Below are 17040 nucleotides of genomic sequence, written 5' to 3' on the forward strand. Positions count from 1 at the left end.
AACAACATGAAAAAATACCTATATATAGCAACCTTATCCTTGACATTAACTTCTTGTCATAAGTTAGATCTTAATCCGCTATCGGAAGCTACTAATGAGAATTTTTATCGAAACCAGACTGAACTGGAACTAGCTGTTAACGATCTTTATCGATCAGATTTTTGGGGAAAAGATAATGAGCTTTATTCGGATAATGAATGGCATCGTGCACAATTGACGAACGCAGTTATAGGGGGTACCATGAATTCGGAAGATTCAGGGGTGCGTACTTACTGGTTGGTCTCTTACAAAGCAATTGCAAGGGTTAATTCTTTTATGAAAAATAAAGATAAAGCTGTCGACAATACAGCCGCAAGTGTCATTAGTCGATTGACAGCTGAAATGCAGGTTATCCGTGCTTATCAGTACGCGAAACTGATCACGCATTTTGGGGATGTTCCCTTTATTGAAGGTGTATTGACTTTAGAAGAATCTTACGGAAAAGATAGAACGGATAAAACCAAAATTATGGAGTTCGTTTTTAAAGAATTAGATGAAGCTGCTGCAATATTACCAGAATCATATGGTAGCGGAAGTGTGCAGCGTTTAACAAAAGGAGCCGCTTTAGCAATCAAAGCGCGATTAGCGCTATATATGGAACAGTGGACAGTTGCAAAAGAGGCATCTGCACAGGTAATAGCTTTAGCAGATAAAGGCATTTATCAGTTAAACACTAATTTTGGAGCTGTATTTACAAAACAGGGAAGTTTGACCAAGGAAATGATCTTCTGTATTCCACGTAGTGAAGTAGATAAAGTCAGTAATGGAGCAGCGTATGTTCAGGACTATATCTCTCGTAATGCTGGTGGATTTGGAGCATGGTTACCTACACGTGATCTGGTAGATGCATTTGAGACGACAGAAGGAAAGCCAATCGATGAATCGGCAACTTATAATCCCCAAAATCCATTTGCTAATCGCGATCCGCGATTAGCCGCCACTGTAGTTCCATTTAATACACAATGGTTGGGTTACAACTATTCGCCACATCCTGATTCTTTAACTGTCCACAGTTCCAAATTTGGTAGACAGGTGAGTAACAAAGATTCACGTGCAGTGGCTGCTTTTGCAAGTTATACCGGATTCTTATGGAAAAAAGGTATAGATCAGTCTTGGGCAGATCGCTTAGTCGAAGATAGTGATGTCATCGTATTTCGATATCCAGAAATTTTACTAACTTATGCTGAAGCAAAAGTGCAGCTTGGCGAAGCTGATGAGTCGGTTTTAAAAGCGATCAATACGATACGTGCAAGAGCTTACCAAAAAAGTGTTGAAAATATAACTGATTATCCCGCTATCAAAACTTTAAATGTTGTCGAATTAACAAAAATAATCCGTCGTGAACGCCGGGTTGAGTTTGCTAAAGAAGGATTACGTTACATGGATTTAATTCGATGGCGCTTGGCGGAATTTGCTTTGACCAAACCGGTTATTGGTTTGCCCGATCCTGCAAAACAAGATCGAAGCAAATGGCCATTTCCAGGAGTTACACCAATTGATGATATGGGCATAGCCGATTACTCAGGCTTTGGAAGCCATGTGAAAAATCTTATTGAACGTAAATTTGATAAATCAAAACAATATTTATGGCCTATTCCAGCAGTTGAAATACGAATAAACCCAAATATCAAGCAGAATCCGAACTATTAACCACGTAATATACCTTAGGTGCAATATCGTATCTGGCACTGGTCGGGTACGATGCAGTGCACAATTTTATACTATAAATATGAATCACTCAATGACTGAATTAACGAAAAATCGAATCGTTTCTTGGAAGAATAAGGTAACTTTTGCTTTAATATTTTCAGGTGCTCTGGTTTATCAAAATGCACATGCGCAACAAAAACAAAGCTATAAATCTGTAAGTGGTATTTATCCACATTTGGCGATGTATAACGAAGAAGGGGAGGCTGGTACTGGAGCTGTTATGCCATGGGCTGGTAAGCTTTGGGCGATTACTTATGGGCCTCATTTACCGCACGGATCTTCAGATAAATTGTATGAAATTGATGCCAGCCTCAATCAGGATGTCCGTAAAGAAAGCATTGGCGGCACACCCGCCAATCGCATGATCCATAAAGAAAGCAAGCAGCTTTTTATTGGCCCCTATGCCATCAGCGAAACCGGTGCAGTACGGGTTATCCCAAATAAAGAAATGCCCGGAAGGCTTACCGGAAATGCACGTCACTTAACAGATCCTACCAATAAGATCTTCTACGGAACTATGGAGGAAGGCATTTACGAGGTAGATGTACATACGCTCAATGTTAAATGGCTCTATTCGGACACCAATCTTAAGCCAGCAGCTAGACGTAATATTCCAACTGCTGATCTGCCGGGATATCACGGCAAAGGACTGTACTCTGGGCAAGGCGTATTGGTCTACAGTAATAATGGCGAGTATGGAGACAAAGCATTAAAGCAGTTTGATACACCTTCGGGAAGTTTATCTGAATGGGATGGGACGAATTGGAAAATAATCCGCCGAAATCAATTCGTTGAAGTGACAGGTCCTGGAGGTGTGGAAGGTAATGCAAATCCACAGACAGATCCTATATGGGCAACAGGTTGGGATCATAAGTCCGTATTACTGGGTGTACGAGGAGAAGAGAAATGGATCTTCTTTAGATTACCAAAAGCAAGCCGTAGTTACGATGGTGCTCATGGTTGGAATACCGAGTGGCCTCGTATTCGTAATGTTGGAAAAGAAGGACAGAACGATTATATCATGACTATGCACGGTATGTTCTGGTCATTCCCGGGGACATTTACTAATAACACGACAGCAGGAATACGTCCTAAGTCAGCTTATCTAAAAGTAATTGGTGATTTCACAAGATGGAATGATAAACTTGTCTTTGGTACCGACGATTCTGCGCAAAAGGAATTTTTAAATAAAAGAAAAGCAAAAGGAAATTTGGAAGGACCTGGGCAGTCACATTCCAATCTTTGGTTTACCGATCGCAGTACGATTGATCATTTAGGACCAAAAGCCTCAGAAGGTTCAGTATGGCAACAGGACGATGTAAAAGCTGGCGTGTATTCCGATCCGATGTTGTTCGCAGGCTGGAACAATCGTTCATCATGGATGCACAACCACAGTGAGAAAGCCATTGTATTGACGGCAGAGGTCGATCTGAAAGGGGATGGTAAATGGTCTAAAATAGGAGAGTACCCTTTAAAGGCAGGTGAAACGCTTCATAAATCTTTCTCCTCAAAAGAGCAGGGCGAGTGGATTCGTCTCAAATCAGACAAAGATGCTCATTTAAGTGTGCATTTTACCTATCACGATGCAGATAAGCGTGAAACAAAAGCGGATAAAATATTTACAGGCATATCTACAGACGGGGAGTTTTCTGGTGGTCTTTTATATAGTTTAGGGCATAATCGTAGAAGTTTGGGTCTATTAGCTTACGATTATAATAACAAAGGACAGAAGCAGAAAGTCGGCTATTATGAAATGGATGATAAGTTCAATCTGGTACCAAAATCGGATGCAAAAACAGAACAATTAATTGAGACAAAGTATAGCATTCCACAGCAGGTAGTCAATCTTGAACCATCATCGGCCTTGATTGTCGATGACAAAGGTCGTCGCTGGAGATTGCCTTTAGGAGACGACTCATATACGTCATTGACCAATGATGGAGCACTGCGCATCTGTAGAGAAGTCGCAACCGAGCGTGATTTATTTAATCTGCACGGAACGTTTTATGAACTTCCGGCAGAAAATGCAGATGGTTATGCAAAAATACGCCCTGTATCATCGCATAATCTCAAGATCAATGATTACGCTTCTTATCGTGGTATGCTGATCATGACGGGACTGGATCTGGATAAAGCAAATTCCAATTTAGAGCACATCTTTGTTTCTACAGATAAAAAAGCTGCGGTATGGGCGGGAGCCATTGATGATCTTTGGAAGTTGGGTAAACCAAAAGGGCATGGTGGGCCATGGTATAAAACTGCCGTTCAAAAAGGAATTTTTTCCGACCCTTACCTAATCGGTTTTTACGATCAGAAATCATTAGCGCTATCGCACAATGGAAAGGGAACCGTCAACATCACATTAGAGGTTGATCCTGGAGGAGATGGTAATTGGATGACCTATAAAACACTTGCCGTGAAAAATGGACAGATACTTAAATTTGATTTTCCGGAAGACTTTCAGGCAAGATGGATCCGCTTTGTAACGGACCAGAATTGTGAAGCCACAGCTTGGTTAGATTATAAATAGTTATAATAATGAATGTTTTATTTTTAGAGTGTAATGGATATTAAATATATCATCTATATAATCAGTTTTTTCGGGCTAATTGAGAAAGGGTTCTCTCAAGAACTTCAACAGCATTCTACTAAGAATTGGGAAGACTTTCGAAAGGATTATAAAGTTCCAAAATGGTTTGCAGATGCGAAATTTGGAATCTGGGTTCACTGGGGAGCACAAACCCAACCTAAACAAGGTGGAGGGTGGTACGCTCGTAATATGTACCAGCAAGACGTTGGAAAGGAGCTGTGGGGTAAAAATGCATATCCGTATCATAATAAGACATACGGACATCCATCAAAAATAGGATATAAAGACGTAGTGAATGAATGGAAAGCTGATTCACTAGATACAGATGCTTTGTTAAAATATTTCAAAAGCTTAGGGGCCAAATATTTTGTTGCCCTTGCGAATCACCATGATCACTTCGATAATTTTGAATCTACTTATAATCCATGGAATTCTGTCAATGTAGGGCCAAAGCGCGATATTATTAGTGAATTTGAAAAATCTACACGAAAATATCAACTTCCATTCGGTGTCAGTTCACATGATGATCGATTTTTGTCTTGGTGGCTACCAGCTTTTGGTGCAGATAAAGAAGGAGCGTATAAAGATATTCCTTATGATGGTCGACTAACAAAAGAGGATGGTAAGGGGCTTTGGTGGGAGGGGCTTGATCCGGCAGATCTCTACGGATTACCTCCAGAAATGAGAGATGAAGCCTATTTAGTATCTGTAAAAGAAGCATGGGTAAAAAGGACAGTAGAACTAGCTACTAAATATGATGTAGACATGCTATGGTTTGATGGATATGGATTTCCTTATGGTAATTATGGTAAAAAAGCGTCAGAGGCATTTTATAATTTTAAATTAGAAAAATATGGCAAATTGGATGCTATAGTTGCTGGTAAATTTAAAGATGAGCCTTCGACCGTGATGGATGTAGAGCGTGGTGGTGCAAATTCTATTCAGAATTTACCTTGGCAAGGTACGTTGACATTTACAAGTTGGTTTTATAAAGAAGATAGACAGATTTTGCATAATGCACGCACTGTTGTGGAAATGTTGGTGGATATGATAAGTAAAAACGGAAATTTATTACTAAATGTTGAATTATTACCAAACGGTAAAATACCAAATAATCACAGATTAATACTAGATTCCATTGGTGCGTGGGTGAATATGAATGCTGAAGCTATTTATGCATCTAAACCATGGACGATTTATGGGGATAATCTACAAGGTAATCGAAAAGGAAATGGATTAGCTGAAACTGATCTCGATGGTGCGAAAAAGCAAAATAATGACACAGATTTTAATGAAAGAACTATAAAAAGTTCTATGTATCCTGCAGATGAAGTGCGATTTACATGCAAAGGAAAAAATCTATATATTTTTGTTATGAATCCGAAGGAAAAAAATATTCTAATACCATCTTTAGCGCTACAGAAATCGCAAAGAAGAATTTCAAAGATCAATTTGCTGGGGAGTAAAGAAAAAATCCATTTTGATCAAAATCAGAATGGATTAACTATAAACCTACCAAATAAATTACCTACAGAACTTGTTATCGTATTCAAAATAGAAGGATTAACAAACTATATGTTAAATTAATCATATGGAGACATTAAATGGTATCAGTGCACTCACATTAATATTTACGGCGTTACTGCTATTGGCTATCGGTTACCGATTTTATGGTCTGTTTATAGCTCAAAAAGTGCTCAGGCTAAATGCAAAAAATAGTACACCAGCCAATGAATTTGCTGACGGGCAGGATTATGTGGTGACCAATAAGAACGTATTGTTTGGTCATCATTTTGCAGCCATAGCGGCGGCAGGACCGCTCGTTGGTCCGGTACTGGCTGCTCAATTTGGTTATCTGCCCGGCACACTTTGGATTTTGATCGGGTGTGTTTTGGGGGGCGGGGTACATGATATGTTAGTGTTATTTGCATCGATCAGACATAAAGGTCAAAGTTTAGCCAGTATTGCAGCCAAAGAGATCGGTCCTACCACAGGTTTAGTTGCTGGCTTTGCCATCCTTTTTATCCTTATCCTAACATTAGCAGGGTTGTCTTTAGCCTGTATAAGTGCTATGCATGAAGCACCTTGGTCGCTTTTTACGGTTATTATGACTATGCCTATTGCGATCATTATGGGTTTGATAATGCGCTACCGTAAAGATAGTGTTCTATTTGCAAGTGTCTTAGGAGGTGTATTGCTCATTGCTGGCATCATTGGCGGACATGGCTTGATGCAGATGGAGCAGATCAGTAACCTGTTTCACTGGCGTGTTTCTACGATTTCTATCGCCATTGCTGTGTATGGCTTCTTAGCATCTGTATTACCTATGTGGTTGCTTTTAGTACCCCGAGATTATCTGTCCACTTATTTAAAAATAGGGACGATCATCATGCTTGCCGTAGGAATTATATTTGTCAATCCGAATATGGAGATGCCTCCTTTGACAAGTTTTATACATGGTGGCGGACCTATTATCGGAGGGCCTGTTTTGCCTTTTATATTTATCGTTATTGCATGTGGTGCCATATCTGGATTTCATGCCATTATAGCGACAGGTACGACACCCAAAATGATCGGAAATGAAAAAGATATTCTTTTTGTGGGATATGGAGCCATGCTTGTCGAAGGTTTTGTGGCGCTAATGGCCCTTATTGCGGCCTGCACCTTAGTGCCGGGAGATTACTTTGCGATCAATACACCTGCCCATCTATATGCTGATTTTTTAAAAGCAAACCCTAGTCTGCACATGGTCGATCTACCTCATTTTAGTGAGAAGATAGGGGTCGATCTGCAAGGGCGCACTGGCGGAGCGGTATCCTTAGCGATAGGAATGGCACATATCTTTAACAGTATCCCATTTATGGATCAGCTCATGGCCTACTGGTATAATTTTGCCATTATGTTTGAAGCTGTTTTTATCTTAACGGCTATCGATGCAGGTACGCGCGTGGGACGCTATTTTCTACAGGAAATGATAGGTGGATTTGTGCCTCGGTTTAAAGATAAAAATTGGTGGCCGGGCATTATATTATGCAGCTTTCTATTTACGTTTGCTTGGGGCTATTTGGTATTTACTGGAAATGTGAGTAGTATTTGGCCTTTATTTGGCATCAGTAACCAACTTCTTGCTGCCTGTGGCTTGATCGTATGTACCACGATGTTACTTCGTATGAACCGAGGGAAATATGCGTTATGCTCCGCTATTCCTGGTGTATTTATGGCATTGATAACATTTTGGGCAGGTTATTTACAAGTAATGGATATCTATTTACCTGCACACGATTACCTTTTGGCAAGTTTAGCAATAGCGGCTATGGCACTGATGTGTATTGTTTTTGTAGCGGCATTTAGGAAATGGAGTAGTCTTTTAAAAAATAAAGGAAGCTATGTAGATTATTATGGAGAAGTCGTAAAAGAGGTGGTAGAACGTTAAAAGTAAAAGACTTTTCCTGATAGGCATGATCAGGAAAAGTCTTCCATTATTATTTTTTTAGACATGATTTTTGGATTACGCCCGTTTATTACTCCGGTTTGTCTGATACTTTTTCGTATTCGAGCGTTCCCAGTTTATCACTTGTGATTACCCTCTTTTTTGCATCAAAATAATCCACATTGAATGGAACAGTAAGTATGCTGATTTTAACAGTTAGTACTTTGTTATCATCAGAAAGTTTCCATTTGCCTTTACGGGAGTTTTTACCGCTGATGCCCTGAAATTTACCCCCATCCATAAATATTTGGTAGGTTTCTTCTGGAGTTGTTACCTTGCCATCTTTGGTTCGTTTGACAAGTTTCCATTTTCCGATAAGTTCCTTCGAGGTTTGGCTATAACTCCATAAGCCGGTCAGACAGAGAATAAGGGTGATTAATGTTTTCATAGATTGCTAAAATTTATATGTAATTTAAATATTTCAATTTAATCTTCTTCTAAGTATCTTTTATATTTGGATCAGATATCATACATTATTTTCATTCTCTAAAACGAGAACCTATAGCAGCAGTTGATTTTCCCTTTAGTGTAACTTATACAAAATACCGGAAAGTCGAATTCCGGCGGTAAATTTAATATATGGTAAAGTTTAAGTTATGTCAGTGCTGTGTTTGCTTTTGAGCTTAAAACCATTTATTTGTCCAAGATTAGGTATCTTGCAAGGAAATTTTAAGGTAGAAAATTGTGACGCATCAAGAACGGACAAGTAAAATCAGAAAAGAGATAACAGAGTCATACAAGGCATTAAAATCTAAATATCCTTTGCTAAAATACCAAAATGCGATAGGGCTCAGCATTTTTTTACTCTGTGTAGGCCTGAGTTTACTAATGGGATATCTGTGGTATATTGATGTTGTTCCGGCTTGGAGTTTAATCGTCGTAAATGCATTTTTGTTTGGCGTTTTGCATGAATTGGAACATGATTTAATTCATTACATGTACTTTAAAGGTAATAAAGCCATTCATAATGTGATGTTATTTTCGGTATGGATCCTAAGACCTCTAACTTTAAATCCATGGTTTAGGCGCACACTGCATTTACATCACCATCGTTTTTCAGGGACTTTACATGATGTCGAAGAAAGAGGAGTTACCAATGGTGAAAAATGGACATTGAAACGTCTTTTGTTTACTCCGGATTTGGTATTAGGAAATTTACTTCGCGTCAGAGGATTATTCTCCGATATCAAACGTGAAGTAGACAATGGCAATTTGAAATTTGAAACTGCTCATAAACTTAAGCTGTGCGGTGTCTTTGGATTAATTCCACTGACCATCGTTTCACATATCCTTTTATATTTTTTTGGTGCAGATTTATTACTTGACTTTTTAAATCGAAAATTTGATATTGGCTTTGTTTTCCCAATAGTGATTAAATCAATATTAAGCTGGTGCAATCCTATTATCTATATTATTCTATTACCAAATTTATTACGCCAGTTCTGTCTCCATTTCATCACTTCAAATTTACATTATTTTGGAGATGTAGAGAAAGGAAACGTGATCGAACAGACGCAGATACTAACCGTTTGGTGGACATATCCATTTCAGATATTCTGTTTCTTTTTTGGATGGACACATGGTATTCATCATTTTGTTGTGAATGAATCTTTTTATGTAAGGCATATCGCCCGTAAAAAAGCACATGAAATCATGAAAGCACATGGTGTCCGTTTTAATGATATGGGAACATTTAGAAGAGCAAACCGTTTTAATGAAATAAGTTAGTTTTTTAAGTCTTGGAATTGCGAATGAAATTGATTGTTGGCGCTTGGATGTAGGTCTTATTACTATCTTCCTGTGCCATTATCTTCCTTGAAGCAAGCCACTCGATGTCGCTTTCTCTTTCGCTTCTTTTAACTTTTCTTTTTCATTTTTATAATTGACTTTTAACTTTTCGAGACGTATTTTCTTTTCGCTTTTGCTTAAATAATGATCATTCTCAATAAGTTTTTTGTCGGCATCATAACGATTTTCCAATTTTTCTAATGCCTCATCTGCGTTGTCGGTTACGTTATCTTTAATCGATGCTCGTTCATCACCATACTTTTGCAACCAGTTTTTTTGTTGTTCAGCAGTTAATACATTAAAAATTTCTTTCTTATGCTGTAAGGCCAGCTCACGTTTCTTCTGTCCCTTTTGATAGCCGGATAAAGATGAATTGCGGCCTATTGCTTCAAACTTAGACGCTGTACTTTTATTTATCGCATTAATTTTTTCTTCCTGTTGAGGAGTTAGTCCGAGCTCTTGATCATGTTCCAGACTATCGGTGTATATAGCCGTACTTTCCTTTTTTGCTCCATTTTGTTGCGCGCATGCACTAAAACTGAGTGTAAAAAGAGCGATACCTGTTAATAGAGTAAGTTTCATCATATTAATTTATTGAGCTTACATACGTTGAAAACCGTGCCAAAGACCCCTAAGTTTATCATCAATAAATTCAGTTTGCACAGAAGGGCGGTAGAGCATGAGAAGAGATGTTATAAAGGTTAAGTGGTTTTTGAATCAGTAAATTTTACAAATCAAACTCAAAATACCGTAAAATAGCAAGCGCAACTTTTCCTCACCTTTGTATTGTCCTCCTGATAATAAATATTGAGGTAGGATGGAAAACAAAAAGGTAGATTTCAAGATTTAGTCTACAAACAACATGCATATATGAAAAATTTAAAAAATATATTTTTAGGATTGACAGCGATGACAACATTAGCGGCCTGTAACAATCCAGGAAATAGTAAAAACAAAACAGCAAATATGATAGCACAACAAGACTCGACTCACAATCACGAACATACTTACGCATGTACGATGCACCCTGAAGTAACAGGACATAAAGGTGATAAATGTAGTAAATGCGGTATGGAATTACAGCCTATTCATCAGGAAGATTCGACCAAGTTAGCGGTAAGTATTTTAGCTTCACCACAACCTATAGAAGCCGGAAAACAAACAGCGCTGTCGATTTCTATCAAAGAGAATGAAAAAAATGTCGTACTAGAGGAAGTACATGAAATGAAAATGCATCTCTTGGTTGTAAAGGAAGATTTATCTTGGTTTGATCATATTCATCCCGAAGAACAGCAAGATGGCACTTACGGTGTGAAAGAAACATTTCCGGTCGCAGGAAACTACCTGTTGTTTACAGATTATAAACCTAAGGGATTGGGTGGAGAAGTTGCGATGAAGAAACTTGAAGTAACTGGTACTTCGGTTAACAGTTCTTTTGAATTGAATCCAAAAGCAATAGCAACAACGGCAGGTTATACTGTTACTTTGATTAATGCAAATGATTTAAAAACAAATCAAACGCAAGATCTGCAATTCTCTGTAGAAAAGAATGCTAAGAAATTAAAGGAAGGTGATTTTCAAAATTATTTAGGAGCAACGGCTCATATCGTAATGATCGGAGCAAAAGATAAAGATTTTCTTCATATCCATCCAGTATCAGATAAGCGCTTTCCGATATATGCGCAAACAAATATTAAAAAAGCGGGGATATACCGCATGTGGGCACAGTTTAAAATTGACGGACAAGTGCACACGGCAGATTTTACAGTTGACGTAGCTCAGGGAGAGAAAGGTAATGATGAAGGAAAACACCATGAACATCAACATTAAATGATCATAAATAATTAATGTAAGAACGCCTAACTTTTTAATTAAAGTTAGGCGTTCCTGTATTAATTTTCATTCTGTAAATAATGATCTCGATTGAAATCTACAGTACAATAACATTTCCGAAAATAAAAGAGATAATAATCTGTAGGCTCTTTTATGATGACAGTTTATGCAATAATATCTTCATTTTTTTTATTTGATTTTGCTTCGAGATAAGGATTGTGATAACGTTTGTAAAACAATTTCTTGTCATCTCTATAGCTGGAGATAGCTCCCAGCTTATGCAATAATTTGATATAGTACCAAGCGAGATCCACCTGATGAGGTTTGAAACCACTGCGTGCACTTTTAGGAAATAAATGGTGATTGTTATGCCATTCTCCTGCGACAATTCCGGGCCATACCTGGTTGATAGATTTATCATTCACACTGAAATCTGTGCCTTCCTTTTGTTTATCTTCTCCTTTTGCATGACCTTCATAATTAAAAGTACGGACACCAATTCCCCAGAAAGCTGCTGCACCAAACAAACTGCAAGCAAGTGGATGACCGCCTATTAGGAAAAATACGCTGTACCAAAATGCCCAGTTTAATAATGAAGATACTATAGCATAAACAGGAGGTACATAAGAGCCCCATTTTTTATATTGATGATAAGAATTCGCTGGTACACCCGTATGTGACATCAGGGATTTAACTCTGTTATAATCCTGCTCATTCAGGTTCTTAGATATCGGCTGGTGATTGACATCTGCAAGAAAACAGTATAAAAACCCAGCCTGGGCATTATAAGGATCACCTGGTTGATCTGATTTGGCATGATGTACATGGTGTGATATAACATATATTTCTTCTGGAATAACACTGATTGTGAGATTTTGCGTAACAAACCGCCAAAAAGGATTTTTAAACTTATAGGCTCCATGTGTACAGTAGCGGTGGTGCCAGATCGTTCCATGGGTCCCCATGATGATCATACTGTATACAAAGGCCGCTAGAACTGTCCACCAGGTCAGGTAATTCGTTAAAAAAATAAAGAAAAAGGGAATAAGACAGGCAATCTTGAACCAGCTGAAAAAAGGAAGCCAATTTCTACGGTCCTTAAAGATGTTAAGCCGCTTAAAGAATTCGGTAATGATTTCTTTATTACTGGGCTTAATAAGTTTGCCCGTCGCATCTTGCCACCCGTAGGAAGGTGGTTGAAGTACATGGTCTAAAAATGATATGTTATTAATAAATTTATAGTTTAGTGTGTTCGTAATTCTATTTTTCATTGCAAATCAATCATAGTGATCATAATATTTAAAATATTTACAATTGAAAAATAGTGGTATAGATCGATAAATGGAGTTCCAAATTTGTTCAGTACGGGATTTGATCTGTTAAAGTAATTAATGCAAGTATATTCTTTTGGAAATTAATCACAAGCACATGATAAATACCATTCTTTGCGTGGTTGATGAAACTGATTTAAGTTGGGAGGGTACATTAAAAAATGTAGTTAATTAGCACAGATGCTAATTACTACATCAAAAATACCGAGAATTAAAATAATTCCCGAATTCTTTTATCTTGCTATGCGCACATTAAATGCGTTAACACCTTTTTGACCGTTTTCTACTTCGTAAGTAACGTTTTCGTTTTCGCGAATATCATCCATTAGACCTGTTGAATGTACAAATACATCCTGACCACCGTTTGCTGGTGTAATAAAACCGAAACCTTTGGTAACGTTAAAGAATTTTACTGTTCCTTCTTGCATTATATTATTGTTTTTATTAAAAATTATTTAATTCTGAACTACTGTAAAAGACATAAAATATGACTTCCAGAAGTTAATCGATCTGCTAGAAAGAAAAAGGATGTGTGTAAATTGAAGGTTGATTGGAGTCAAGCTCTAAGAGTACTGCGCACTTTTTATGAATAACAAAAATTAGCAATTGATAGGAGTAAACAGACAGTGTAGGGCAAACCTACTGTTTTATTAAACGTAATCATGCTTGATTCTAAGACAAAGATAAGCTTTGATTATTTAAAATCAAAATATTTTTTCTAAAATAAATTTTTTTTATTATTTATGAAATTTTAAAACTGTTAATCAACAATAGATATGTGGTCTCAACAGTTTAGCACAAGGGGGAATTAGGGATTTCTGTTTTATATCCGACTACTATTGAATTTCGGATTAGATTGACTCGAAATATTTTGAAATGGAAACTTCCGATAAAAACTGGCTAGGTAGCTACGAACTCAAATTAGAGGTATTTACAGGTTATTGACAACAACAATGGGATACGAAATCAGAAAAATTTTAGATTCTTTCTTCGTCAGTAGTTACGCTAAAAGAAGGTAAACTTTTATATCTTGAAATTTTTTAATGGAGCAGAATGACAAGATGCCACTTTGGTAGGTATAAGTCATCTTTTTAATATCAGTTGGCTCGTGATATGCCAGGGGGATTTAGGTTTTAACAAGTATCAGTTATGGGACAAGCCTCATATTGGCGTAATAAATAAAAAACATATGATATTAATTAGATGAAGGTCTCCTGTATGAACTGAGAGGCTTTTTTTTAAACAAGTTCATTCCTAAAAACATTTTGATTTTAAAAAAAGATGTTAATAATGCGCGCAAATCGGGTAATATAACGTGTATTTGGGATAGATTAGTTTAATAAATTTAGGATAACAAACCGGTTGTGAATTAAAGCATCCTATTATTACAATTTCTGGTCAAACTTGGTTGATAGACTTGTAATTTATACTGTGATAAATAGCGGGCTGAAATACGATGCCCCATCCATTTATAGTTTAAAAAAACTACATAGTTTTGCTTTGCGTAAATTTTGTTAAATTAGTTTTGAAAACCTTAATCGTGATGCAGATTTAATTGCTGCATTATAAAAACTATAACTTATTATAAATAATCAATTTTTCATCTTATGAATAATGTTCTAACGTATTTTCCTCGAATATTAGCAATGTTACTTTTTAGTATCGTTTGGAAGGGGAATACTGCTATTGCTCAGTCTGCTGTGCCTAAAAAAATCTATATTGCCAAGACGGGTAAAGATAGCAATCCAGGAACTGTAGATAAGCCTTATGCAAGTCCTTCTGCAGCGTTTGAAAGTGTTGCTAAATTGAAGAAAACTGGCTATAAAGGAGCGGTTGAGGTGCTGATTAGCAAAGGTGAATATTATATTAACAAACCACTTATCGTTGGAACTGAATTGTCTGGTACAGCAGATGCACCATTTACGATTAAAGCGATTGATGGGGGAAGTGTTACTTGGAGTGGGGCTGTACCACTTAAGCTATCTTGGACAAAAGGTGCTAACGGTATCTGGCAAACTCAGGTACCAAAAGGCATAAATTTCCAAAGCCTATTTGCAAATGGAAAGCAGCTCATTCGTGCACGATATCCAAATTATGATCCAGCAATACTTCCGTTCAATGGGTATGCCGCTGATGCAATTAGTCCAGAACGTGTGAAGAGCTGGAAAAATCCTGTAGGTGCTTATGTACATGCGTTGCATATCGGCCGATGGGGTGGGTTTCATTATCGTGTTGTAGGTAAGGATGCTGAAGGAAAACTGAAACTGGAAGGGGGGAAACAGAATAATAGACCTAGTGCTATGCACGATACCTATCGTTTTGTCGAGAATGTTTTTGAGGAGTTGGATGCAGTTAATGAGTGGTATCTGGATGAAAGTTCTGGTACATTATATTATTATCCTGCCACAGGAGTAAATCCTAATAACCTACAATTGGAGGCACCACAGTTGGAGAATATCTTAACCATTCAGGGGAGTTTAACACAACATGTGCATGATGTACATGTAGCAGGTATTCGCTTTGTCTACACGGCGCCTACTTTTATGAAGACTTCCGAGCCTTTACTGAGAAGTGATTGGACTATTTATCGGCAAGGAGCAGTTAAAATCGAAGGAGCGGAGCGTTGTGAGATCAAAGGATCGGAATTTGTTGACTTAGGTGGTAATGCCATTTTTGTCAGTAATTATAATCGGGATGTGAAAATCTCAAATAATTTGATTGAACGCATAGGTGCTGGCGCAATCAATTTTGTAGGAAATCCTGATGCAGTAAGATCGCCGTCTTTTCGTTATGAAAATTTTGTAACGGCAAATGAAATGGATACGATTCCAGGTCCTAAATCGGAGGATTATCCGATGAATTGTGAGGCTAGTGATAACTTGATTCGTAAAATAGGAACGATCGAAAAACAGGTTGCTGGAGTTCAGATCGCAATGGCCTCGTCGATCAAAGTACTGCACAATACCATATATGAAGTTCCTAGATCAGGAATAAATGTTGGCGATGGAACATGGGGTGGCCATGAAATTGCTTATAATGATGTATTTCATACTGTACTTGAAACGAGTGATCATGGTGCATTTAATTCTTGGGGAAGAGACCGGTTTTGGCACCCTGACCGCCAAGAAATGGATCGACTAGTAGCGTTACATCCTAATTGGGTAACGTTAGATGCGGTGAAGACCACACTTTTACATGACAACAGATTTCAGTGTGATCACGGTTGGGATATTGATCTGGATGACGGCTCGACGAACTACAAGATCTATAATAATATTTGTTTGAGCGGTGGCCTCAAACTTAGAGAAGGGTTTTATCGAAAAGTATATAACAATGTGATGATCAATAATGGTTTTCATCCGCATGTCTGGTTTAAAAATAGCCATGATGTATTCAGAAATAACGTGGTTATGACGGCTCATCAGGATATCCAGGTTAAATTTTGGGGAGATACGGTTGATAATAATTACTACACGAGCAGTCAGACATTGTTAGACGATCAATCAAAAGGAATAGAAAGCAATGGAAAGGTGATCTTAGCTAAATTTAAAGATGCGTCAATTGGTGACTTCAGGTTAGATGTTCCTAAACTTGATGGCTTTGAAAATTTTGACATGCTACATATGGGAGTTCGTAATCCTCGTCTTAAAGCATTAGCCGAAGGACCTCAAATCCCTCAGGTAGCAGAAACGAGAGCAGATGGTAAAAAAGATATTTATACGTGGAAAGGAGCAACCCTCAAATCTATTGAAAGCTTAGGTGAGCAATCTGCGGCTGGCCTAGCGTCCATAGCTGGTGTATTGGTACTCAAGGTGGATGAAGGTAGTGCAACATATAAAAACGGATTGCGGATAGGGGATGTGATTATAGGGTGTCAAGATGAAAAGGTAAATCATCTAGCCGACCTACAGCGAATTTTAAAACGAGATGAAGCTAAAGATTCATTTACCTTAGTTGTTCATAGGAACCAAAATAAACAAATTATTGTGATCAAATAATTGACTATTAAAAGCTTGTTGTTGCTGTTTCTACTGAAATTAAGCTACTTTCAAATGATTATGTTTGATGATATAGATTGGATCTTCATACGGATAGAGAAAATCTTTAGATCTACAATAAATGCCTCTCAGATAATTTTTGAGAGGCTTTTTTATGGTAAGGATTTTATAAACCATACTAAACTTAAGTTTTTTTTAAAGATGTTAATAATGCATGCAAATCGGGTAATATAACGTGTATTTGGGATAGATTAGTTTAAT

11 protein-coding genes are annotated in these 17040 nt (G+C 37.5%); 7 read left to right on the forward strand and 4 right to left on the reverse strand.

Annotated features, from left to right (window positions below; translation table 11 throughout):
- Positions 1–6: 6 nt before the first annotated feature.
- From ACFS6I_RS13860 to ACFS6I_RS13875, 4 genes are all read left to right on the forward strand, one after another.
- The gene (locus ACFS6I_RS13860; RefSeq protein WP_380921463.1) at positions 7–1689 is read left to right on the forward strand and encodes a RagB/SusD family nutrient uptake outer membrane protein; all 1683 of its coding nucleotides are present in this window, start codon (positions 7–9) and stop codon (positions 1687–1689) included.
- 91 nt (positions 1690–1780) lie between these two features.
- A complete protein-coding gene (locus ACFS6I_RS13865; protein ID WP_380921465.1) occupies positions 1781–4279 on the forward strand; it encodes a hypothetical protein in 2499 nt (832 codons plus the stop codon).
- A 33-nt stretch (positions 4280–4312) separates the two neighbouring features.
- Positions 4313–5926, forward strand: coding sequence for an alpha-L-fucosidase (locus ACFS6I_RS13870; protein WP_380921467.1), 1614 nt, complete (start codon positions 4313–4315; stop codon positions 5924–5926).
- A 4-nt stretch (positions 5927–5930) separates the two neighbouring features.
- The gene (locus ACFS6I_RS13875; protein WP_380921469.1) at positions 5931–7772 is read left to right on the forward strand and encodes a carbon starvation CstA family protein; all 1842 of its coding nucleotides are present in this window, start codon (positions 5931–5933) and stop codon (positions 7770–7772) included.
- 88 nt (positions 7773–7860) lie between these two features.
- On the opposite strand, the gene ACFS6I_RS13880 is transcribed toward ACFS6I_RS13875, so the two are convergent.
- Positions 7861–8217: a lipocalin-like domain-containing protein gene (locus tag ACFS6I_RS13880; protein WP_380921471.1), complete on the reverse strand. Its 357-nt coding sequence runs from the start codon at positions 8215–8217 to the stop codon at positions 7861–7863.
- 296 nt (positions 8218–8513) lie between these two features.
- Between ACFS6I_RS13880 and ACFS6I_RS13885 the strand changes: the two genes are divergently transcribed.
- The gene (locus ACFS6I_RS13885) at positions 8514–9557 is read left to right on the forward strand and encodes a fatty acid desaturase (RefSeq protein ID WP_380921473.1); all 1044 of its coding nucleotides are present in this window, start codon (positions 8514–8516) and stop codon (positions 9555–9557) included.
- Positions 9558–9635: 78 nt separating this feature from the next.
- Here the strand turns inward: ACFS6I_RS13885 and ACFS6I_RS13890 are convergent, their stop codons facing one another.
- Positions 9636–10202, reverse strand: a complete 567-nt coding sequence (locus tag ACFS6I_RS13890; RefSeq protein ID WP_380921475.1) for a hypothetical protein — start codon at positions 10200–10202, stop codon at positions 9636–9638.
- A 285-nt stretch (positions 10203–10487) separates the two neighbouring features.
- On the opposite strand from ACFS6I_RS13890, the gene ACFS6I_RS13895 reads away from it, so the two are divergent.
- Positions 10488–11447: a heavy metal-binding domain-containing protein gene (locus tag ACFS6I_RS13895; RefSeq protein ID WP_380921477.1), complete on the forward strand. Its 960-nt coding sequence runs from the start codon at positions 10488–10490 to the stop codon at positions 11445–11447.
- A gap of 167 nt (positions 11448–11614) precedes the next feature.
- Here ACFS6I_RS13895 and ACFS6I_RS13900 read toward each other — a convergent pair whose 3' ends face one another.
- Both ACFS6I_RS13900 and ACFS6I_RS13905 read right to left on the reverse strand, forming a co-directional pair.
- A complete protein-coding gene (locus tag ACFS6I_RS13900) occupies positions 11615–12721 on the reverse strand; it encodes a fatty acid desaturase (RefSeq protein WP_380921479.1) in 1107 nt (368 codons plus the stop codon).
- A gap of 293 nt (positions 12722–13014) precedes the next feature.
- Positions 13015–13209, reverse strand: a complete 195-nt coding sequence (locus ACFS6I_RS13905) for a cold-shock protein (RefSeq protein ID WP_380921481.1) — start codon at positions 13207–13209, stop codon at positions 13015–13017.
- A gap of 1179 nt (positions 13210–14388) precedes the next feature.
- Between ACFS6I_RS13905 and ACFS6I_RS13910 the strand changes: the two genes are divergently transcribed.
- Positions 14389–16779: a PDZ domain-containing protein gene (locus ACFS6I_RS13910; protein WP_380921483.1), complete on the forward strand. Its 2391-nt coding sequence runs from the start codon at positions 14389–14391 to the stop codon at positions 16777–16779.
- The last annotated feature ends 261 nt before the right edge of the window (positions 16780–17040 follow it).

Source organism: Sphingobacterium anhuiense, assembly GCF_042686355.1.
Lineage (GTDB): Bacteria > Bacteroidota > Bacteroidia > Sphingobacteriales > Sphingobacteriaceae > Sphingobacterium > Sphingobacterium anhuiense.

Bases quoted from the DNA above. Each gene is read 5' to 3' on its own strand.
- ACFS6I_RS13880 (WP_380921471.1), bottom strand. From the start codon at position 8,217: ATGAAAACATTAATCACCCTTATTCTCTGTCTGACCGGCTTATGGAGT.
- ACFS6I_RS13900 (WP_380921479.1), bottom strand. From the start codon at position 12,721: ATGAAAAATAGAATTACGAACACACTAAACTATAAATTTATTAATAAC.
- ACFS6I_RS13875 (WP_380921469.1), top strand. From the start codon at position 5,931: ATGGAGACATTAAATGGTATCAGTGCACTCACATTAATATTTACGGCG.
- ACFS6I_RS13865 (WP_380921465.1), top strand. From the start codon at position 1,781: ATGACTGAATTAACGAAAAATCGAATCGTTTCTTGGAAGAATAAGGTA.
- ACFS6I_RS13905 (WP_380921481.1), bottom strand. From the start codon at position 13,209: ATGCAAGAAGGAACAGTAAAATTCTTTAACGTTACCAAAGGTTTCGGT.
- ACFS6I_RS13910 (WP_380921483.1), top strand. From the start codon at position 14,389: ATGAATAATGTTCTAACGTATTTTCCTCGAATATTAGCAATGTTACTT.
- ACFS6I_RS13895 (WP_380921477.1), top strand. From the start codon at position 10,488: ATGAAAAATTTAAAAAATATATTTTTAGGATTGACAGCGATGACAACA.
- ACFS6I_RS13870 (WP_380921467.1), top strand. From the start codon at position 4,313: ATGGATATTAAATATATCATCTATATAATCAGTTTTTTCGGGCTAATT.
- ACFS6I_RS13890 (WP_380921475.1), bottom strand. From the start codon at position 10,202: ATGATGAAACTTACTCTATTAACAGGTATCGCTCTTTTTACACTCAGT.
- ACFS6I_RS13860 (WP_380921463.1), top strand. From the start codon at position 7: ATGAAAAAATACCTATATATAGCAACCTTATCCTTGACATTAACTTCT.